The sequence below is a fragment of the Curtobacterium sp. TXMA1 genome, assembly GCF_020162095.1.
GTDB lineage: Bacteria > Actinomycetota > Actinomycetes > Actinomycetales > Microbacteriaceae > Curtobacterium.
In genome coordinates this window covers 2,417,475-2,436,352 of the sequence record NZ_CP083910.1, presented here as the reverse complement: position 1 = coordinate 2,436,352, position 18,878 = coordinate 2,417,475, and the positions used below count along the sequence as shown (strand labels likewise).

The 18,878-nt window shown below is 73.8% G+C and carries 18 protein-coding genes; 8 read left to right on the top strand and 10 right to left on the bottom strand.

The features are described from left to right. The first annotated feature begins 40 nt into the window (after positions 1–40). Both LCG91_RS11510 and LCG91_RS11505 read left to right on the top strand, forming a co-directional pair. Positions 41–829 (top strand): NRDE family protein, encoded by a 789-nt coding sequence (locus LCG91_RS11510; RefSeq protein ID WP_224441438.1) that lies wholly within the window; start codon positions 41–43, stop codon positions 827–829. 99 nt (positions 830–928) lie between these two features. Continuing rightward, a complete protein-coding gene (locus LCG91_RS11505) occupies positions 929–1,696 on the top strand; it encodes an SGNH/GDSL hydrolase family protein (protein WP_224441437.1) in 768 nt (255 codons plus the stop codon). A 67-nt stretch (positions 1,697–1,763) separates the two neighbouring features. On the opposite strand, the gene LCG91_RS11500 is transcribed toward LCG91_RS11505, so the two are convergent. Then, positions 1,764–2,693 (bottom strand): SDR family oxidoreductase, encoded by a 930-nt coding sequence (locus LCG91_RS11500; protein WP_058748514.1) that lies wholly within the window; start codon positions 2,691–2,693, stop codon positions 1,764–1,766. An 82-nt stretch (positions 2,694–2,775) separates the two neighbouring features. Between LCG91_RS11500 and LCG91_RS11495 the strand changes: the two genes are divergently transcribed. From LCG91_RS11495 to LCG91_RS11485, 3 genes are all read left to right on the top strand, one after another. Next, entirely contained in the window at positions 2,776–3,885 is a 1,110-nt protein-coding gene (locus LCG91_RS11495) for an LLM class flavin-dependent oxidoreductase (protein ID WP_224441436.1), read from the top strand. Between the two features lie 189 nt (positions 3,886–4,074). Beyond that, entirely contained in the window at positions 4,075–4,701 is a 627-nt protein-coding gene (locus LCG91_RS11490) for a hypothetical protein (RefSeq protein ID WP_058730159.1), read from the top strand. 322 nt (positions 4,702–5,023) lie between these two features. Continuing rightward, on the top strand, positions 5,024–5,515 hold the full coding sequence (locus LCG91_RS11485) for a pyridoxamine 5'-phosphate oxidase family protein (RefSeq protein ID WP_058730160.1): 492 nt from the start codon (positions 5,024–5,026) through the stop codon (positions 5,513–5,515). Positions 5,516–5,647: 132 nt separating this feature from the next. Here the strand turns inward: LCG91_RS11485 and LCG91_RS11480 are convergent, their stop codons facing one another. Beyond that, positions 5,648–6,901 carry a hypothetical protein gene (locus LCG91_RS11480; protein WP_058729389.1) on the bottom strand — a complete coding sequence of 418 codons (1,254 nt, stop codon included), beginning with the start codon at positions 6,899–6,901 and terminating at the stop codon, positions 5,648–5,650. Positions 6,902–7,171: 270 nt separating this feature from the next. Here LCG91_RS11480 and LCG91_RS11475 point away from each other — a divergent pair, with 270 nt between their 5' ends. Then, positions 7,172–7,558 (top strand): RidA family protein, encoded by a 387-nt coding sequence (locus tag LCG91_RS11475; protein WP_058729391.1) that lies wholly within the window; start codon positions 7,172–7,174, stop codon positions 7,556–7,558. A 34-nt stretch (positions 7,559–7,592) separates the two neighbouring features. Here the strand turns inward: LCG91_RS11475 and LCG91_RS11470 are convergent, their stop codons facing one another. From LCG91_RS11470 to LCG91_RS11450, 5 genes are all read right to left on the bottom strand, one after another. Continuing rightward, positions 7,593–9,203 (bottom strand): N-acyl-D-amino-acid deacylase family protein, encoded by a 1,611-nt coding sequence (locus tag LCG91_RS11470; RefSeq protein WP_224441435.1) that lies wholly within the window; start codon positions 9,201–9,203, stop codon positions 7,593–7,595. After that, positions 9,200–9,868, bottom strand: a complete 669-nt coding sequence (locus LCG91_RS11465) for a bifunctional 4-hydroxy-2-oxoglutarate aldolase/2-dehydro-3-deoxy-phosphogluconate aldolase (protein WP_224441434.1) — start codon at positions 9,866–9,868, stop codon at positions 9,200–9,202. The genes LCG91_RS11470 and LCG91_RS11465 overlap by 4 nt, the downstream gene beginning before the upstream one ends. A 93-nt stretch (positions 9,869–9,961) precedes the next feature. Continuing rightward, entirely contained in the window at positions 9,962–10,987 is a 1,026-nt protein-coding gene (locus tag LCG91_RS11460) for a sugar kinase (RefSeq protein WP_224441433.1), read from the bottom strand. Beyond that, complete coding sequence (locus LCG91_RS11455) at positions 10,984–11,838, bottom strand: IclR family transcriptional regulator (RefSeq protein WP_224443140.1); 855 nt, start codon at positions 11,836–11,838, stop codon at positions 10,984–10,986. The genes LCG91_RS11460 and LCG91_RS11455 overlap by 4 nt, the downstream gene beginning before the upstream one ends. Continuing rightward, positions 11,838–13,070: an alanine racemase gene (locus tag LCG91_RS11450; protein ID WP_224441432.1), complete on the bottom strand. Its 1,233-nt coding sequence runs from the start codon at positions 13,068–13,070 to the stop codon at positions 11,838–11,840. The genes LCG91_RS11455 and LCG91_RS11450 overlap by 1 nt, the downstream gene beginning before the upstream one ends. A gap of 225 nt (positions 13,071–13,295) precedes the next feature. Here LCG91_RS11450 and LCG91_RS11445 point away from each other — a divergent pair, with 225 nt between their 5' ends. Next, positions 13,296–14,708, top strand: a complete 1,413-nt coding sequence (locus tag LCG91_RS11445; RefSeq protein WP_209442895.1) for an MFS transporter — start codon at positions 13,296–13,298, stop codon at positions 14,706–14,708. Between the two features lie 226 nt (positions 14,709–14,934). Beyond that, positions 14,935–15,714 carry an endonuclease/exonuclease/phosphatase family protein gene (locus tag LCG91_RS11440; RefSeq protein ID WP_082687787.1) on the top strand — a complete coding sequence of 260 codons (780 nt, stop codon included), beginning with the start codon at positions 14,935–14,937 and terminating at the stop codon, positions 15,712–15,714. Between the two features lie 281 nt (positions 15,715–15,995). Here the strand turns inward: LCG91_RS11440 and LCG91_RS11435 are convergent, their stop codons facing one another. From LCG91_RS11435 to LCG91_RS11425, 3 genes are read right to left on the bottom strand one after another with little or no spacing between them, the layout of a single operon-like run. Further along, complete coding sequence (locus LCG91_RS11435) at positions 15,996–16,670, bottom strand: methionine ABC transporter permease (RefSeq protein WP_224441431.1); 675 nt, start codon at positions 16,668–16,670, stop codon at positions 15,996–15,998. Further along, entirely contained in the window at positions 16,667–17,707 is a 1,041-nt protein-coding gene (locus LCG91_RS11430) for a methionine ABC transporter ATP-binding protein (RefSeq protein ID WP_224441430.1), read from the bottom strand. The genes LCG91_RS11435 and LCG91_RS11430 overlap by 4 nt, the downstream gene beginning before the upstream one ends. Further along, positions 17,707–18,657, bottom strand: a complete 951-nt coding sequence (locus LCG91_RS11425) for a MetQ/NlpA family ABC transporter substrate-binding protein (protein WP_224441429.1) — start codon at positions 18,655–18,657, stop codon at positions 17,707–17,709. Before LCG91_RS11425 ends, LCG91_RS11430 begins: the two co-directional genes overlap by 1 nt. Between the last annotated feature and the right edge of the window lie 221 nt (positions 18,658–18,878).

Here is an 18,878-nt window from a genome sequence, read left to right as displayed (position 1 = left end):
TCGGTCACGCTACCCGGACGGCCGTGCGAGGATCGAGCCCATGTGCACCGTCGTCGTCCGCGTCGACCCCGCCGCCGCGTGGCCCGTCACCGTGCTGGCCCTCCGCGACGAGTCGCCCGACCGGCCCTGGGACCCGCCCGCCGCCTGGTGGCCCGAGCTCGACCCGACCGTACGCGGCGTCCGCGACCGGTCCGCCGGCGGCGCCTGGCTCGCGGCCTCGGACACCGCGGGACTCGCCGTCGTGCTGAACCGCGCGGAGCCCGTGCCGAGTGCGGACGGCACGTGGACGACCCGCGGGGTGCTGCCGCTCGACGCCCTGACCGGCGCGGCACCGGATCACGACGGCGCGCTCCCGACCACCCGGGCGTTCAACCTCGTCCGCGCCACGGCCGACGGTGCCGCCGTCGACACGTGGGACGGCACGGCGGTCCGGACGAGCGAGCTCGGGCCCGGCGTGCACATGGTCACCCACGGCGCACCCGACGACCCCGCGGCACCGCGCATCGGTCGGTGGCTCGAGGCCTTCCGCAGCGCCCCCGCACCGACCGGCCCGCCCGTCCTCGGTCCCTTCGACGAACTCCGCACGGTCGACCACGGCGAGGACGCGGGTGACGGCTGGAGCGGGTGGTTCGGCGTGCTCGCGGAGTCCTCGACCCTGCCGTCCGACCACCCGGACGCGATCCTCCGCGACGCGGTCGAGCCGGACGGACACGTCGCGACGCTGTCGGTCGTCGCCGCCGCGGTCGCGCCCGGTCGGACGGTGCTGCAGCACGCCCGGCTCGCCCACCCGGGGCGCCTCGACGGCTCGGTCGAGCTGCACCGCGCCTGAGGCACGACCCGGCGCCGCCGCCCGAGGATCCCCGATGCTGTGAGGAGCAGCAGCGCACCGAGCGGTCCGGTCGTGGCCGGGCGGCGTACGGTCCCCGTCGTGACCCCGACCGCACGGCCGTCCCCGCACACCCCGGCGGGCGACGGCAGCCCCGCCCCACGCCGCCGTCCCCGCGGCCGAGCCGTCGTCGCGACGGCGCTCGCCGCCCTGACCGCACTCGCCCTCGTCGGGTGCAGCGAGGACTCCTCGGTGGCCGCGGCACCGTCGCCGAGCGCGACCGGCCGCGCCTGGGACCACGCCCCGGGGGAGCGGATCGTCGTGATCGGAGACTCGGTGAGCGGCGGCCACGGGCTGACACCGGAGCAGGCCTGGCCGGCGCTCCTCGCCCGGACCGAACGGTGGCAGCTCACGAACCTGTCGTGCGACGGCGCCGGGGTCGTGGCCGAGGGGGACCAGGACGAGTGCGCCAGCGCGTACCCGGGACTCGTGAAGCGCGCGGTCGACCTGCGACCCCGGGTGGTCTTCGTACAGGCGAGCTCCAACGACCTGGGCGAGGACGACGCGCAGGTGACGAGCGCCACCGACCAGCTCGTGGCCCTGGTCCACCGCGACCTGCCCGAGGCCCGGGTGGTCGGGCTGAGCGCCGTGTGGAACGAGCAGGCACCGCCGGCGCAGCTCGCGACGATCTCGCACGCGCTGCACCGGGCGATCCGGCGCGACGGCGGCACCTACGTCGACATCGGGCAGCCGCTGTCCGGCCACCCGGAGTGGATGCAGTCCGACGACGTGCACCCGACCGCCCGTGGGCAGCGCGCCCTCGAGGCGGGGGTGATCGCCGCGTTCGCGCGGGACCACGTGCGGTTCTGACGCCGACGGGGTGGAGGCGGGTGGCGCCTCCCGGCCGATGTGTCGCGACGCCGCGGTGCGCCGACGGTCAGGCGGGCGCGCGCGTGCCGGTGAGGTCCTCCGCGACCGCCCACAGCGAGCGGGCGAGGTCCGCGCTGCGGGCCGACCGCGGCACCGACACGGTCGTGGTCGGACCGGTCAGGCCGCCGAACCCGGACGGCCCGTAGTAGGCGCCGCCGACCGCTGCCGGACCGACGGCGGCGTAGAGCAGCGGCTCCGCGCCCTGCTCCACCGCCTGCGTGAAGGGGAGTGCGCGGTCGCTGGCCCGCACCGGCCGGTCGCGGCCGAGCGAACGCCCGGCGGACTGCAGGTTCGTGCGGGTGTACCCGGGGTGCGCCGCCGTGCTGACGAGGGGCCAGTCCCGCTCGACGGACAGGCGGTGCAGGTGCAGGGCGAGGAGCAGGTCGGCGAGCTTCGACTGGGCGTAGGCGCGCCAGCCGTTGTAGCCGTGCTCCCACTGCGGGTCGGTGAAGCGGATGCTGCCGGGGATCGCGGCGAGGCTCGACATCGTCGCGACGCGCGGTGGTCGCGGGTCGTCGCTGCCCGAGGCCGAGCCGAGCAGCGTCGGCAGCAGCAGGTTCGTCAGCGCCAGGTGCCCCAGGAAGTTCGTGCCGAACTGCAGCTCGAAGCCGTCGGCGGTCTCGAAGCGCTCAGGCGGGGCCATCACGCCGGCGTTGTTCACCAGGACGTGGAGCGGACGGTCCTCGTCGGCGATCCCCGCGGCGAACCGGCGGACGCTGCCGAGGTCGGCGAGGTCGAGCTCGCGCACCTCGAGGTCGGCGCCCGGGTGTTCCTGCCGGATCTCGGTGGCCGCGTCCTCGCCCTTGGCGGTGGTGCGGACGGCGAGCACGACGCTCGCGCCGGCGCCGGCGAGGCGCTTCGCGGTCTCCTTGCCCGTGCCGCTGTTCGCGCCGGTCACGACGATGCGGCGGCCGGTCTGGTCGGGGATGTTCGCCATGCGCGGGACCGTACGCGCGAGGGCTGGTCGACTCCTGCAGAACGTGGTAGTTTTATGCAAACGCATCGACCAGGAGGCGCACATGAGCAACGCATTCGGCACCGGCCGTCCCTCGGACGTGCCGCCGCCCGCACCCGAGCGCATCGGACCGGTGCAGCTCGGCCTCGACACCTTCGGCGACGTCACCGAGCGTGCCGACGGATCCCTGCGGTCCGACGCGCAGAGCATCCGCGACGTCGTCGACCAGGCCGTGCTCGCCGACCAGGTCGGCATCGACTTCATCGGCGTCGGGGAGCACCACCGTGAGGACTTCGTGGTCAGTGCCCCCGAGGTCGTCCTCGCTGCGATCGCCGCCCGCACCGAACGCATCCGGATGGGCTCCGCCGTCACCGTGCTGTCGTCGGACGACCCGGTCCGCGTGTACGAGCGCTTCGCCACGGTCGACGCCCTGTCCGACGGTCGCGCCGAGGTCATCCTCGGCCGCGGGTCCTTCACCGAGTCGTTCCCCCTGTTCGGCTACGACCTGTCGGACTACGAGGTCCTGTTCGAGGAGAAGCTGCAGCTCTGGAACGCCCTGCGCGGCGGGGACGCCGTCACGTGGTCCGGCACGAAGCGCGCGGCCCTGGTCGACCAGGACGTCTTCCCGAAGCTCGAGCACGGCCCGATCCCGACGTGGGTCGGCGTCGGTGGTTCGCCGCAGTCCGTGATCCGCGCGGCGTCGTACGGCCTGCCGCTGTTCCTCGCGATCATCGGCGGGCAGCCGGCACAGTTCGCCCCGTTCTCGCGGCTCTACCGCCAGGCGCTGGCGCAGCTCGAGCTCCCGCAGCAGCCCATCGCGATGCACTCGCCGGGCTTCGTCGCCGAGACCGACGAGGAGGCCGCCGAGCGGTACTGGCCGTACCACAAGGCCGTCACCGACCGTCTGGGCCGCGAGCGCGGCTGGCCGCCCCTGGACGCCGCGCAGTACCAGGCCGGGCTGTCCGCGGGCGGGTCGCTGTACGTCGGGTCGCCGGAGACGGTGGCGCGGAAGATCGCGCGCAACATGCGGATCCTCGGCGTCTCGCGCTTCGACATGCGCTACGCGACGGGCCGTCTGCCGCACGAGGACATGATGCGGTCGATCGAGCTCTACGGCACGCGGGTCGCGCCGCGGGTGCGCGAGCTGCTCGCCGAGCCGGTACCGGTGCCGTAGGGGGTCGGTCCGTTCCTTCCACGGAAGCGACAGATGTGCGCCGATGTTCCGGCGCAGTCTGTCGCTTCCGCGTCACGCTCCGCTCCGCAGCAGCAGCAGCAGGGCAGCGGCACGGGCAGGCATCCGGCCGGGAGGCCCGCCCCGCGCTCGCCACGCCGGCTCACGGCAGCGCCGGGTACCGTCCAGGGCATGTCACCCCGTCCCGAGATCGTCGAGCGTCGGTTCCGTGGTCGCATCATGGGCGTCGGCACGACGTCCGGCGTGCGGTTCGTCGTCGGCATGTGGGAGCGGTCGCCGTTCGGGGCCTTCACGGACGTCTTCGTGGAGCATCCCGACGGGTCGAGCGTGCTGCTCGCGCCGGACGAGATCGTCGCCGCGTACGTCTCCGGCACCTACCGGTTCGACACCGTCTCCGTGGTCGACGTCAGCGCCCGGCGGACAGCGCGCGGGCTCGAGCTCGACGCCGGCCCGCTCCGTGCCTCGATCGACGTCGGGACGATCTCCCCGCTCGGGCGGGTGCTCCGCATCGTGCCGAAGCCGATCGCGCGCGACCCCCGGTGGCTCAGCGTGATCGACCCCGTCGCACGACTCGTCGCTCCCGGCGCGGGGACCGCCGGCACCGCCGGAGGTGGCCGTCGCGAGTACTACGGCGTGACCGGGGCGCACGACGTCACGGCCGTCTCGGGGTCCTGGGCGGGGGAGCCGCTCGGCACACTCGCCCCGCTCGACCCACCCGTGGCCTTCGGCTTCGCCTCGATGCCGCGCGTCCCGCAGGTCGTCGACGTCGAGACGACGATCCGCGAGCCCGCCGCCTGACGCCCGCCCCGCGATCGGGCGCTCCGCGAGTGTGCGCGTGCCCGTTCCTTCCCGTGACGACCGCGGTACCTGGTCGTTCCGGGCGTACCTGCCGTTCCCGGAGCACCCGGTGTGCCCGTTCCCGCCCGGTGTGCCCGTTCCCGCCCGGTGTGCCCGGTCCCGCCCGGGGCGCCGCTCGAGCCCGCGCCGTCCGCTCCGGGGCCACCCGTGCCGCGCCGGGCAGGTCCCAGCGACGAGGGGCACACTGGCGGGAACGGAACGCGCCCGGGCAGTGCCCGGCCGGACGTCGAGCACAACGGGGCGCACGACGAACAGGAGCATCATGACCGACACGCAGGCAGACCACCGCGCAGCCATCTCGGACATCGTCCACGGCGCCCGAACCGCCCTGCTCACCACCGTCAGCGACGACGGCAACCTGCACGCCCGTCCCCTCGCCGTGCAGGACAAGGCGTTCAACGGGACCCTGCGCTTCCTGGTGCAGGACGGCAGCGAGAAGGTGGAGGACATCGCGCGCAACCCGCACGTCAACGTCGCCATCGAGTCACAGGGCGGGTACCTGTCGATCGCCGGCACGGCCACGGTCACCCGCGACGAGTCCGTGATCGACGAACTGTGGTCACCGTTCGCCGAGGCCTGGTTCCCCCAGGGCCGGCAGGACCCCACCATCCGTCTGCTGACCGTCGAGGGTGACTCGGTCGAGTACTGGACGCAGGACACCGGCCCCGTCGGCAGCCTGGTGCAGACGCTGAAGGCCGCGCTCGGCAAGCAGAGCCAGCCCGACACCGGGCACCACGGCACCGTCGAGCTCTAGCACCCGATCACCCCTCCCTCCGCAGAACGCAACGTCGGCGGCTCCTCGCAGCGGTACAGCCCTGCGAGCAGTCGCCGACGTTCCGTTCTGCGACCCCCGGCCTCAGCCCCCAGCTCTGCGTCCGGGTCGCGGTCAGGGCGGGCCGAGCAACCAGAGCACGGCGACGAGCACCGGCTGCCCGAGCAGTGCACAGCTCACGAACGTCCAGCGCATCCACGGCCGGGCGACGAGCTCGGGGGAGCCGAACAGCGGCGCGAGCGGCATGAGGAGCCGGGGCGTCGACGCCATCGGCAGCGACACCGCGAAGATGTAGAGCGCGTAGGCGGCGGAGTACAGCACCGTCGTGGAGCCGAGCGCCCGGGTCGACCGGCGCAGCAGCCAGACCGGGTACGCCACGAGCAGGAACACCACGATGAGGACCCCGCCGACCCCGAGCCACCGGCCCGCGATCAAGAACCAGGGCGTCATCGGCGTGAACTCGACCCGCCCGATGAAGTTGACCCACCAGGACATCTCGGTCTCGAGGTACGCGTCGGGCCGCCCGGTGACGTGCGCCGCGACGACCGGCCACGCCAGCCCCGCAGCCGCCATCACCACGCCCGCGACCACGACCCGCACGCGTTCCGCCACGGGGAAGGCGTCGAGCGACCGCACACCGGTGCCGGCAGCCGCCCGTCGTGCCCGCACCCAGCGGACCAGTGCGACGACCCCGAGCAGCAGCGGCAGCGCGAGCGCACCCGGACGCGTGAACGCGGCGACGACCCCGAGCACCGTCAGCAGGCCGTACCGACGCCGCTCGAGCGCGAGCAGGGCACCGAACGTCAGTGCGAGGAAGGTGCTCTCCGCGTACCCGACCTGGAGCAGGAACGACAGTGGGCCGCACGTGAAGAAGAAGACCGCCCACATGCCCGCGGCGTTCCCCGCGCGGTCACTCACCAAGCGGTGCAGCAGGAACGTCGCGACCAGCCCGGCGGCCAGGGCGACGAGCGGTGCGCCCACCGTGAACGGCACCCCGGTCGAGGCCGTCAGCATCCGGATGGCGAAGGGGAACGCCGGCAGGAAGGCCCAGGCGTTCTGGGCGACGTGCCCGGCGGCGTCGAGGGGCAGCGTGCTCGGGTAGCCGTGCACGGAGATCTGCTCGTAGTACTGCCCGTCCCACGCCGTCAGGAAGGACCCGAAGCCGTGCTCGTTCCCCCAGATGGCGTTGTCCGGCATCGCCCTGGCCATCAGCGGGTAGGCGAGCGCCAGCCAGACCGTGGACACGAGACGGCCGCCGCCCCAGACGAGCAGGACCGCGGCCCACACGGGCAGGCTCGTCGCCAGGTCGACGATGCGTCGTCGACCGTTCGCGAGCGTCCCGGTGACGGCGCCGTCGGTGCGGCTCACCGGTGCGCTCCGGCGGGCGCAGGGCTCGTGGTGGGCACGACACGAGCGTACCGAGGCTTGTCTGGCACCCTCCGGCACGTGCCGACGACGGCCGGGAGGCACGTCACGGCGTTCTGCAGACCGGAACGACCCCGGCGGGTGGTCGGCCTCCGTGGCGTGGCCGGTCCTAGCCTGGAGGCTCGCGCCCGACGGGACGGGACCACGATCGCGGAGGTCGTGCCGCCGACCCCGCGCTGCCGGGCCACGTCCGACGACCCACGAGGAGCCACCGTGCCGAAGACCGCCATCGTCACCGAGAACGCCCCGGCTCCGGCCGGCCCGTACAGCCAGGGGATCGTGGCGAACGGGTTCCTCTACACCGCGGGCTTCGGACCGCAGGACCCGTCGACCGGCGCGATGGCGGACGACGTCGCCGGTCAGACCGCCCAGGTGCTGGCCAACGTGGCCGCCGTCCTCGCCGAGCACGGCGCGACCCTCGACGACGTCGTCAAGTCGACGGTCCACCTCGAGCACTCGGACCGCGACTTCGCGGCCTTCAACGCGGAGTACGCGAAGCACTTCTCGGAGCCGTACCCGGTGCGCACGACCGTCCAGTCGCACCTGGCCGGCATCCTCGTGGAGATCGACGTCGTCGCGGTGCTGCCGAGCGCCTCCTGACCGTCCGCCCGCGTCCCGGTCCCTGAACGGAACCTCACGCGGGCGCGACCCCGCGGGGTGCTGGCGCGCCGCCGCGCCGGATCCCCGTGCCGGGGGTCGCGCCCGTCAGCTCGCCGTGCCGGAGCACCGGGACGCCGGCGACCAGGACGTCGTCGGTCCCGTCCGCGGTGGCCGTGGGGTCGTCGTAGGTCGAGCGCGCGGCCACCCGCTCGGGGTCGACGACCGCGAGGTCGGCGACCGCACCGGCACGCACCGTCCCGCGGTCGCCGGGCCGCAGGTGCTCGACGGCGGTGGTGGACAGGTGGCGCTGCGCCTCGGGCCAGGTCAGCAGCCCGGCGCGCACGAAGTCGCCGAGGTACCGCGCGACGGTGCCGGAGGCGCGGGGGTGTGGGTGCGTGCCGACGTGGATGCCGTCCGACCCCGCGGTGTGCCCGGGGTGCCGGACGAGCGGCGCGAGGTCCGCGGGGGAGCGGGGGTGCGGCACCCGCATGATCGCCGTGACCTGCAGCGCGGCGGCGACGAGCAGGTCGATCGCCAGCTCGACGGGCTCGGTGCGACGCAGGGCGGCCGCCTCGGTCAGGGTCCTGCCCTGCAGGTCGTGGTGCGCGGGGGACGGCACGTGCGACAGGGTGACCTGGTCGGCCCAGCCCGGTCCGAGGTCCGGCCGCGCGGTCACCCGCTCGAGCACGGCGGCGCGGACCCGTGCACGTCCGTCGGCGTCGGCGACCGCGCGGGCCAGGTCGTCGGTACCGGGACGGGCGAGCGCGGCGGGGAGCAGCAGCATCGACAGGATGGTGCACCCGCGCGAGTACGGGTAGGCGTCGAAGGTCAGGGCGACCCCGTGGGCCGCCAGGTCGTCGAGCGCGCCGAGGGCGGTGTCGACCGGGGCGTGCAGGTGCGACACGTGCGCGCGGACGCCGCTCGCCCGGACGATCGCGGCGACCTCGTCGAGCCCCTCGCGCAGGTTCGCCTCGTACCCGCCGCGGACGTGCGAGACGTAGATCCCGTCGGCTGCCGTGACCTCCCGGCAGAGCGCGGCGAGCTCGGCGGTGTCGGCGTACAGCCCGGGGACGTAGTCGAGCCCGGAGGCCAGCCCGAGCGCCCCGTCGGCGAGCCCGCGGCGGACGAGCGCCCGCATCGCGGCGGTCTCCTCGGCGGTCGCGGGGCGGTCCTCGTCGCCGACGACCTCGTGCCGGACGGTGCCGGCGGGCACGAGGGTCGCGACGTTGACCGGCGTGGTGCCGTCGTACGTCGCGAGGAGGCCCGCGATGCCGTCGCCGCGGTACCGGGGGTGCGGACCGTCGATCGCCGCGAAGTACCGGTCCGCCCACGTCCCGTCACCGGGGGCCGGACCGACGCCGTCCTGGCCGGTGACGATGGTGGTGACGCCCTGTCGGAGCAGGGCGAGCTGGACGTCCTCGTCGAAGACCCGCGACCCGGCGTGCGCGTGCGCGTCGACCGCCCCAGCGAGGACGACGCGCCCACCGCAGTCGATCGTGCTCGCGTGGTCGGGCGCATGCAGCCCCGTGTCGACCGCGGTGACCCGGCCGCCGTCGACGAGCACGTCGGCGCGGTGGAGTCCGTCCGGACCGACGACCGACCCGCCGCGGAGCAGGACCGCCGCACCGGCGTCCGGCGTGGTCACCGGGCGAGTCCCGCGAGGAGCCGTCCGGCGCGGGACCGCACGGCATCGACGTCCCCGCTGGACAGGGCGTCGCCGACCAGGGGCGAACCGAGTCCGACGGCCACCGCCCCGGCCGCCAGGTAGTCGGCGGCGTCGTCGACCCCGATCCCGCCGGTCGGGACGACGTCGACGAAGTCGAGCGGAGCGAGCACCTGCCGCAGGTACGCGGGGCCGCCGAGCTGCGCCGCCGGGAAGACCTTCACCGCGCGGGCGCCGAGCCGCCACGCCCGCACGATCTCGGTCGGGGTCGCTGCACCCGGGTACCACCCGAGTCCGAGGTCGTGGGCGCGTCCGCCGATCGCCGGGTCGAGGTGCGGGCTGACGACGAAGGACGCCCCGAGCTCGGCGGCCTCGTCGACCTGCTCGGGCTCCAGCACGGTGCCCACCCCGACCGAGACGTCACCGCCGAACCGTCGTGCGGTCCAGGCGGTGCCCTCGCGCCACCGTCGCGTGTTCGTGGTGAGCTCGATCGCCCGGACGCCGGTTCCCACCAGGGCCTCGACGACCGCCTCGACGTGGTCGCCGGTGCCGCCGCGGAGGATCGCGACGGCGGGACCCGCGCCGTGCCGGGTGCCGTGGTCGGGACCCGGTGTGGTGCTGCCGGAGGTCGTACGGTTCGTGCTCACGGGCTGGGCTCCTCGGTCGGTGCGGTCGGTGCGGTCGGTGCGTCGGTGGTCCGGTCGGATCGTCGGGTGCGGAGGGCGTCGTGCGGCTGGTGGTCAGCGGTCGACGCGGTCGTGCACGGCAGCGGTCGCGTCGGGGGCGGGGGCGGGGGCGGGGGCGGGGGCGGGGTCGGCCTCGGCCTCGTGCACTGCCCCCGGGGCCGGCAGGCGCCAGTCGCCCGGGACCGTGCAGGCGAGTGCCCCGGCGTCCGCGGCGCGGTCGAGGGCGGTGTCCGGATCGGCTCCCGTGATCGTCGCCGCGAGCCACGCCGCCACGAACGCGTCGCCGGCACCCACCGGGTCGACGACGCGGACCGGGGTCGCCGCGCGCCGGGTCGTCCGTCCGTCGACGACCGAGACGGCACCGCGGGAGCCGAGCTTGACCACGGCACGACCACGGGCCAGGTCGGCGAGCCCACGGGCGAGGTCCTCGTCGGACACGGGCGGAGCATCCGGATCGTCCGGTGCCCCGAGCAGGATCCGGGCCTCGTCGTCACCGGCGAACACCACCGCGGCACGGGCGGCGACGGCGCGGTAGTGCTCCCGGGCGACCGCGGCGTCGAGCAGCTTCTGCCGGTGGTTCACGTCGAACGACACCGGGACCCCGGCGGCCTCGGCCCGGTCGAGCACCGCGGTGACGGTCCGCCGGGCGGACTCCGAGAGCGCGAGCGTGATGCCGCTGACGTGCACGAGCGCCGACCGTTCGACGAGCCCGGGCGGGACGTCCTCGGGCACGAGCGCCGACCCCGCGGAGTGCCGCCGGTGGTAGGTCACGCGCGTCCGGCCGTCCCGGAGCCGTTCCTTCATCATCAGCCCGGTCGAGCGCTCCGGGTCGACGACCGCGACGACGTCCACGCCGGCCTGTCCCACGTCGCGCAGGACCCGGTCGCCCGCGGGGTCCGCTCCGACCCGGCCGACCCAGGTCGCCGGTACGCCGGCCCGGACCAGGCCGATCGCGACGTTGCTCTCCGCTCCGCCGGTGTCGACGCGCATGTGGTCGAGGTCGCACACCTCGCCGACGCCGGGGCCGGCGAGCAGCAGCATCGTCTCGCCGAGGGTGAGCACCCCTGCCCGCTCGGTCACCGGACCGCCCCGCCCGGCGTCGTCCGACGCAGCGCGAGCTGCGCGGAGGACGACCCGAGGGCGACCGAGATCTCGAGCGCGGTCCGGACGACACCGTCCCCGAGCTCACGGACGGCCGCCGCGGGGAAGCGGGACGCCAGCCCCGAGATGCTCATCGCACCGACGACCTGGTTCGCGTGGTCGAGCACGGGCGCGGCGACGCAGCGGATGCCCGGCTCGTTCTCGCGGTCGTCGATCCCGTAGCCGCGCGCTCGGGTGCGTTCGACCTCCTGCCGCCAGCGCCCGTCGTCGGTGATGGACTGGTCGGTCATCGCGGTCGCGGGCACGGCGAGGACCGCGCCGAGGAGCCCGGGGTCACCGAACGCCACGATCGCCTTGCCGGATGCCGTGTTGCGCATCGGCAGGCGGTTCCCGATCCGCGACCCCATCCGGACCGTGCCGCGCGTCTCGACCTTGTCGACGTAGACGATGTCGGTGCCGTCGGGCACGACGAGGTGGCACGTCAGCCCCGTCGCCTCGGCCGTGCGCCGCATGAAGGGCGCGGCAGCGGAGCGCAGGTCGATGCCCTCGAGGTAGCTCTGCCCGAGCAGCAGCGCACCGAGTCCCAGCGTGAAGCCGGCGTCCGGGGTGCGGCGGAGCAGGTCCGTCTCGACCATCGGGGCGGTCAGGCGCAGCACCGTCGACTTCGCGGTCCCGAGCATCGAGGCGAGCTCGCCGAGGGACACCGACGCGGCGCCGTTCCGGGTGCGGTCGGCCACGTGGTCGAGGAGCGCCAGGCCACGGCGCAGCGACAGTGCGGCGTTCCGCGCGGGGACGATCGGGGCCGACCGCTGCTCGTCGTCGGCGGGCATCAGAACCACGTCGCGATCGTCTCGGTGACGGTGTCGTCGTCCGCGAGCAGCTGCACCTGCCGCCACTTGTCGAAGACCGTGCAGGGGTGCGAGACGCCGAGCACGACGACGTCGCCGGGCGTCAGCCCGGGTGCCCCGTCTGCCAGGGCGAGGTAGCAGTGCTGGTCGTCGAGGCGGGTGACGGTGAGGGCCCCGGGTGGCGGGACGACCTGCGGGTCGTGCGCCGTGCCTCCCGGCCGGATCCCGCGCACGACGGGCAGTCCCTCGTCGAACGACACGTCGCGCTTGCCCACCGCGACCAGCGCGCGACCCGGCTCCGGACACGACGTGACGCGGCCCCAGACCTCGATCGCGGGGCGGAGCGAGCCCTCCTCCGGGCGGCGGCCGAACGGCGTGCGCTCGGCGTAGAAGCCGTCGTCGTGCGTCAGGTACGCGCCGGACCGCAGGAGCACGTCGACGTCCTCCGGCCGGTCCTGCACGGCGTCGACCACCCCGTCGAACCAGGCGCTGCCGCCCATGCTGAGCAGTGCGCGTCCGGTGACGGGACGGCGGAGGTCGCCGGCGATCGCGAGCACCCCGGCGACCCAGGCGCGGGCGGTGTCGACGTCGGGCAGACCGCCCTCGTACCCGGTCACCCCGCGGAGCACGAGGCCGGCGTCGTGCGCAGCCTCGGCGACCTCGCGCGCCCGGTCCGCCGTGCGGACGCCGGTGCGGCCGCCGGGGAACCCGACCTCGACCAGGACGTGCACGGTGCCGTCGACGGAGCGGGCGGCGCTCGCCGCAGCCGCGACCCCCGCGACCGAGTCGACGTTGCACAGCACGTCGGCGTCGGGGTCGACGCTTCGGCGGGACGCGAGCCAGGTGAGGCCGGCGGGGTCGAGGACCTCGTTGGCGACCAGGATCCGGTGCACACCGTGCGCCCAGGCGACCATCGCCTGCTGGACCGAGGCGACGGTGACGCCCCAGGCGCCCGCACGGACCTGGCGCTCGGCGAGGGCCGGTGCCATGTGCGTCTTCATGTGCGGGGCGAGGAGCAGCCCGTGGCGGTCGACGTAGGACTGCATCACGGCGGTGTTGTGGGCGAGGGCGGACTCGCGGAGCGTCATCACCGGCAGGTGCGCGCGATCGAGGACGTGGCGCCCGACGACCGGGGCGGCGGGGTCGGCGGCACCCTTCGTCGTGACGGTGCCGGGCGTGCTGACGGGCTGCCCTGCTGCGGGGGTGGTCGTCATCGGTCCTCCTGCGCTGGTGCGGTCCGCTCCTGCTGCAACGTTCCCGGTGCCGTGTCCCTGAGGGCAACGTTCTCGTCGGACTCATTCTGCGCTGCAGAACACTCGGCTGGTCGCGAGTCGGTGAGGCCGTCGCTGCGCGGGATCCCGGCACGGTGCGCTGCGCGGCGTCCGGGCGCTCGCCGGCTGCGCGGCTCAGAAACCGAGCGGGCATAGCATTCGACTGAGATGACGACGATGACGACGACACGACGACGGGGCAGCACGGCGGTGGCCGTGCTCGTCGCGGGCACCTTCTTCATGGAGCTCCTGGACGGCACGATCCTGGCGACCGCCGCCCCGGCGATGGGGCGCGACCTCGGGGTCGACTCCGCTGCGATCGGCGTGGCGATCACCGCCTACCTGGTCACGCTCGCGGTGTTCATCCCGGTCAGCGGCTGGCTCACCGACCGGGTCGGGTCGCGCACCGTGTTCGCCGGGGCGATCGCGCTCTTCACCGTTGCGTCCGCACTGTGCGCCGCGTCGACCGGTCTCGTCGAGCTCACGGCCTGGCGGATCCTGCAGGGACTCGGCGGGGCGCTGATGGTGCCGGTGGGACGCCTGGTCGTCCTGCGCAGCGCGGGTCGTGAGCAGCTCGTCACGGCGATCGCGATCCTCACCTGGCCCGCACTCGCCGCACCGATCATCGCGCCCTTCGTCGGTGGGGTGCTCGTCGACACCCTCAGCTGGCACTGGATCTTCCTCGTCAACATCCCGCTCGGGATCATCGCCTTCGTCGCCGCGCTGGTCCTCGTGCCGCAGGAGCGCGCGCCGCAGCGCGTCCCGTTCGACTGGCGAGGGTCGCTGCTGGCGTGCCTGGGGCTCGGGTCGCTCGTGGTGATGGCCTCGCTGCTCGCGCTCGACGAGATCCCCCTGGTCGCGGTCGTCGTGTCCGGCGTCGTCGGCGCGGTGTGCTGCTGGCTGGCCGTCCGGCACTTCCGCCGGGCGCCGCACCCGATCATGGGACTCGGCTCGTTCCGGCTCGAGACCTTCCGCGTCTCGCACGCCGGTGGCAGCCTGTTCCGGCTCGCGGTGTCGGCCGTGCCGTTCGTGCTGCCGCTGCTGTTCCAGGACGCCTGGGGCTGGAGCGCGGTGCTCGCCGGGTCCGCGGTGCTCTGGGTGTTCGTCGGCAACCTCGGGATCAAGCCGATGACGACGCCGTTCCTCCGCTGGTTCGGCTACCGGCCGGTGATCGTCGTGTCGAGCGCGATCGCGGCGCTGAGCGTCGTCGCGATGGTGTTCCTCACCGAGGACACCCCGTTCTGGCTGCTCGCCGTGCTGCTCGTGGTGAGCGGCGCCGCGCGCTCGGTCGGCTTCACGGCGTACAACACGATCGCCTTCGCGGACGTCGAGCAGGCGGACATGACCCCGGCGAACACGCTCTCGTCCACGCTGCAGCAGGTCGCGGCGGGCTTCGGGGTCGCGGTGGCCGCCGTGGCGATCCGGGCTGCGGCCGGGCTCGGCGGGACCGGGCCCTACGACGTGGCGTTCTGGGTGATCGCCGTGCTCCTCGTCGTGGCGTGCGTCGAGGGCGTCCTGATGAGCCGGACCGCGGGGGACACGGTGCGACCGGCGCGCCGGGTGCGGGCGGCGGCACGCTGACCGGCGTCCGCCTGCAGCATGTCGGCCGACGGCTTCTGCCGCCGCGCCGATCGGCGTCTGTCGCGGCGCCGACCGGCGTGTGCCGTGGGGTCCGCCGACCGCTGTCCGTTCGCGACACGGTCACACGCCGGAAACCCGGGGTGCGCTACGGTCACAGCAACTGTCCGCGACAGCCGAGTACGGTTGCCGCGGCAGGGTGACCGAGACACCCAGGACGGAAGGCAGCATGGCCGGGCCACAGCAGCAGGGGACGATCGCAGGCGACACCGCCGTGCAGCCCACCGAGCTGCGCGTCGTCAGCTACAACCTCCGCGAGCACACCGCCAACGGCGAGCTCGCCGCCCTGGCCGAAGCGTCCCAGGCGGACGTCATCTGCGTGCAGGAGTGCGACAGCAACGACCTCGCGCCGGAGGTCGCCGGGCTCTCCCTCGCCGCGTCGACGAAGGCCAACCGCCTCGGGCTCGCGATCTACAAGCGCGACGACCGGTTCGAGGTGCAGGACTTCAGCATCCACTCGCTGCAGAAGTCCCTGCACGACCGGGTGCTCGCGCCCGCGCACGAGCGGCTCATCGCCATGCGGCTCCGCGACACCGAGGCCGACACCGAGGTGATCGTGGCGTCGTTCCACGCGTCGCCGCTCACGGCCACGAACTCCCTGCGGCGCAAGCAGATCGAGGCTGCGCACCAGTTCGTCCGCGACCTCTCCGACGAGGCCCCCGCGATCATGGTCGGTGACTTCAACTACCCGTGGTTCCAGACGAACCTGCGCCGCAAGATCGAGGAGCACGGCTTCGCGCTGTCGCTCTCCGACCAGCCGACCTACCTGCGCTACCGCAAGTTCACGGGCCACTTCGACTTCGCGACGAGCGTCGGTCTGCACATCGCCGGCGTCGAGACCCTGCCCGCGGGCATCTCCGACCACCGGCCGATCCTGGTCCGGGCGCACTACGAGCACCCCGGCGTCGCGACCGCCGCCGTGGAGGTCCCCGAGGCCCCCGCCGCCTGACGGTGGCGTGCGCGCCCGGGTCCTGGTCGCAGGACCCACCGTCGACCGACCGTCCTGGTCGCACGACATGCCGTCGGCCGACCGTCCTGGTCGCACGACATGCCGTCCCGAGTGATCGTGAGCGGCACGTCGTGCGACCGGAGCCGCCCCGGCGCGACCGGAGCCGACGGCGGGACGGCGCCACAGGACGGGACGCGACCGGACGACGGACGGGAGGCGCGGTGCCAGCCGGCACCGCGCCTCCCGTCCGTCCGTGGCCACCTCGGCGGCCGGTGGTCAGCTCAGCGACGCAGCGTCGCCCTGGCGAGCCGGTTGCCGATGAACTGCCCGAGCTGCACGATCACCACGATCGCGGCGACCGACACGTAGACGATCCACCAGTCGTACCGCTGCGAGCCGTACACGATCGCGTACTCGCCGAGACCGCCGCCACCGATCAGGGCTCCCTGCGCCGTCATGTCGACGATGCCCACGAAGATGAACGTGTAGCCGAGGATGAGCGGTCCCACGCCCTCGGGGATGAGGACCGTCAGCAGGATCGACACCGGGTGCGCCCCGGACGCCCGCGCGGCTTCGACCACGCCGGGGTCGACCGCCAGCAGGTTCTGCTCGACGATGCGCGACACCGCGAACGACGCCGCGAGCGAGATCGCGAAGGTCACCGCGGGGACGCCGATGGTGGTCTGCACGGCGACGCGGGACAGGGGCGCGATCGCGGCGAGGAAGATCACGAACGGGATCGGGCGCACGATGTTCACGAGGACGTTGACGATCGTGTACACCGCCCGGTTGCCGAGCAGGTTGCCCGGACGGGTCGCGTACAGGACCAGTCCGAGCGCCAGTCCGATCACGCCGGCGAACACCAGGGAGACCAGCGTCATGACCAGGGTGTCGCGGATCGCGCCGAGGAAGACGTCGAACGTGTCGATCACGCTCTGGAAGCCGTTGCCGTTCATGCTGCGACCTCCTCGTCGACGGTGATCCGCCCGTCGCGCAGGGCACCGAGTGCCCGGTCGACCGCCGCGGGCTCGTCCGCGGTCAGCTCGTAGGTGAGCGAGCCGATGCGGCGCTCGCGGATCTCACCGACGCCACCGAAGACGAGCTCCGCGGACACACCGGCCGTGCGGAAGGCGGCGTCGATCCGGTTCTGCAGGCCGACCTCGTCGGTGATCTGCACGGTGACCAGCCGGCCGCGGTGGTGCTCGCGCAGCCGGGCGAGCTGCTCGGCGGACGGACGGTCGTGCAGGGCGGTGCGCACGAAGCGCTGGGCGGCGCCGGTCTGCGGCGAGGCGAACACGTCGTAGACGTCCCCGACCTCGACCACGCGACCGTTCTCCATGACGGCGACGCGGTCGGCGATCTGCCGGACCGCGTCCATCTCGTGCGTGATGACGACGATGGTGACGCCGAGCTCCCGGTTGACCCGGCGGAGGAGTGCGAGGACCTCGGACGTGGTGTCCGGGTCGAGGGCGCTCGTGGCCTCGTCGGCGAGCAGCAGCTCCGGGTTGCCGGCGAGCGCACGGGCGATGCCGACGCGCTGCTTCTGCCCGCCGGACAGCTGCTCCGGGTACGCGTGCGCGCGCTCGAGCAGCCCGACGAAGTCGAGGAGCTCGGCGACGCGGCGGTCGCGTTCGTCCTTCGCGACGCCCGCGACCTTGAGCGGGTAGGCGACGTTCCCGGCGATCGTCCTCGAGCGGAACAGGTTGAACTGCTGGAAGATCATGCCGATCTTCCGGCGCGCCAGCCGGCGTTCCTTCTCGGGGATGGCGGTGAGTTCCTTGCCACCGACGGTGACCGTGCCGGACGAGGGCAGCTCGAGGGCGTTCACGAGGCGGACCAGGGTGGACTTGCCGGCACCGGAGTACCCGATGACGCCGAGGACCTCTCCCTGGTGCACGTCCAGGGAGACGTCCTCGACGGCCACCACGGTCTCGCCGGTGTCGGCGCGGCGGTAGTGCTTCGAGACGCCGCGGAGTTCGACGAGGGCGGGCACTACTGCTTGGCCGCCTTCGCGTCCTGCTCGACCTTCGCGAGCTCGTCCTGGAGCTTCGTGGCGCTCTCGTCGCGGGCGACGGCCTCGGGCAGGTCCTTCTTGAACGCCTGCTGCACGGCGTCGTCCTGGAAGAGCTTCGCGAGGTCCAGGTACGTCTCGTTGTCCTTGTCGGCGTCGCGCACGGCGAAGACGTTCACGTAGGGGGCCGCGCTCGCGCTGGCCGGGTCGTCCTGGAAGATGATGTCGCTGGTCGGGAGCTTCGCGGCGGTGGCGAAGTTGTTGTTCACGACGGCCGCGGCGACCGAGCCCTGCTGCAGGGCGTTCGCGGTCTGCGAGGCGTCGAGTGGCTGGACGTCGACCTTCGACGAGGTGATGTCGGTCGTCGTCGAGAAGGCGGAGCCGCCGTCCTTGAGCTCGAGGAGCTTCGCGGACTGCAGGATGAGGAGGGCACGGGCCTGGTTGATGGAGTCGTTCGGGATCGCGATCTTGGCGTCCTGCGGCAGCTCGCTCGTCTTCGTGTAGTCCGTCGCGTAGAGCGGCAGCGGGTAGACGGCGGTCGAACCGATGGGCTGCAGGTCGTCGTTCGAGGTGACGTTGTAGTCCGCCAGGTACTGGATGTGCTGGAACTGGTTGATGTCCAGCTGGCCGTCCTTGAGCGCGGGGTTCGGCAGCGAGTAGTCCGAGAAGTTCGTGAGCTCCACCGTGACGCCGAGCCGCTCCTTCGCGAGCTTCGTGTAGGTGTTCCAGTAGCCGAGCGACTTGTCGGAGACACCGATGGTCACGGTCTTGCCGGAGCCACCACCGGAGGCTGCGTCGTCCGACCCGCCGGAGCGGACGGCCGCCACCACGACGGCGACCACGATCGCGATGACGACGACCGCGGCAGCGATGATCCAGCCGACGGGACGCTTGCCCTTCGGCTTCTGGGGCAGGACGGGTGCTGCGGACATGGGTGCTCCTCGTGGGGGACGTGCCCGGACGGTGGAGGCGGAACCGGGCGTGGCGGGCCCGGACGGCGGCGTGCACGGGCGGTGCGGTGGGGAGCCGCGGGATGCGCGGCCAGGTTCCGAGTGTGGCTGCCCGCGGCGCGACACGCACGGTGCGTTCCGCCGTGTTACATCCCGCCCGGTCCTCCACGGGCCGTGCGGGGCGCGTGCCGGACGCAGGGGAG

Bases quoted from the DNA above. Each gene is read 5' to 3' on its own strand.
- LCG91_RS11510 (WP_224441438.1), top strand. From the start codon at position 41: ATGTGCACCGTCGTCGTCCGCGTCGACCCCGCCGCCGCGTGGCCCGTC.
- LCG91_RS11500 (WP_058748514.1), bottom strand. From the start codon at position 2,693: ATGGCGAACATCCCCGACCAGACCGGCCGCCGCATCGTCGTGACCGGC.
- LCG91_RS11495 (WP_224441436.1), top strand. From the start codon at position 2,776: ATGAGCAACGCATTCGGCACCGGCCGTCCCTCGGACGTGCCGCCGCCC.
- LCG91_RS11490 (WP_058730159.1), top strand. From the start codon at position 4,075: ATGTCACCCCGTCCCGAGATCGTCGAGCGTCGGTTCCGTGGTCGCATC.
- LCG91_RS11485 (WP_058730160.1), top strand. From the start codon at position 5,024: ATGACCGACACGCAGGCAGACCACCGCGCAGCCATCTCGGACATCGTC.
- LCG91_RS11455 (WP_224443140.1), bottom strand. From the start codon at position 11,838: ATGCCCGCCGACGACGAGCAGCGGTCGGCCCCGATCGTCCCCGCGCGG.
- LCG91_RS11450 (WP_224441432.1), bottom strand. From the start codon at position 13,070: ATGACGACCACCCCCGCAGCAGGGCAGCCCGTCAGCACGCCCGGCACC.
- LCG91_RS11445 (WP_209442895.1), top strand. From the start codon at position 13,296: ATGACGACGATGACGACGACACGACGACGGGGCAGCACGGCGGTGGCC.
- LCG91_RS11440 (WP_082687787.1), top strand. From the start codon at position 14,935: ATGGCCGGGCCACAGCAGCAGGGGACGATCGCAGGCGACACCGCCGTG.
- LCG91_RS11435 (WP_224441431.1), bottom strand. From the start codon at position 16,670: ATGAACGGCAACGGCTTCCAGAGCGTGATCGACACGTTCGACGTCTTC.
- LCG91_RS11425 (WP_224441429.1), bottom strand. From the start codon at position 18,657: ATGTCCGCAGCACCCGTCCTGCCCCAGAAGCCGAAGGGCAAGCGTCCC.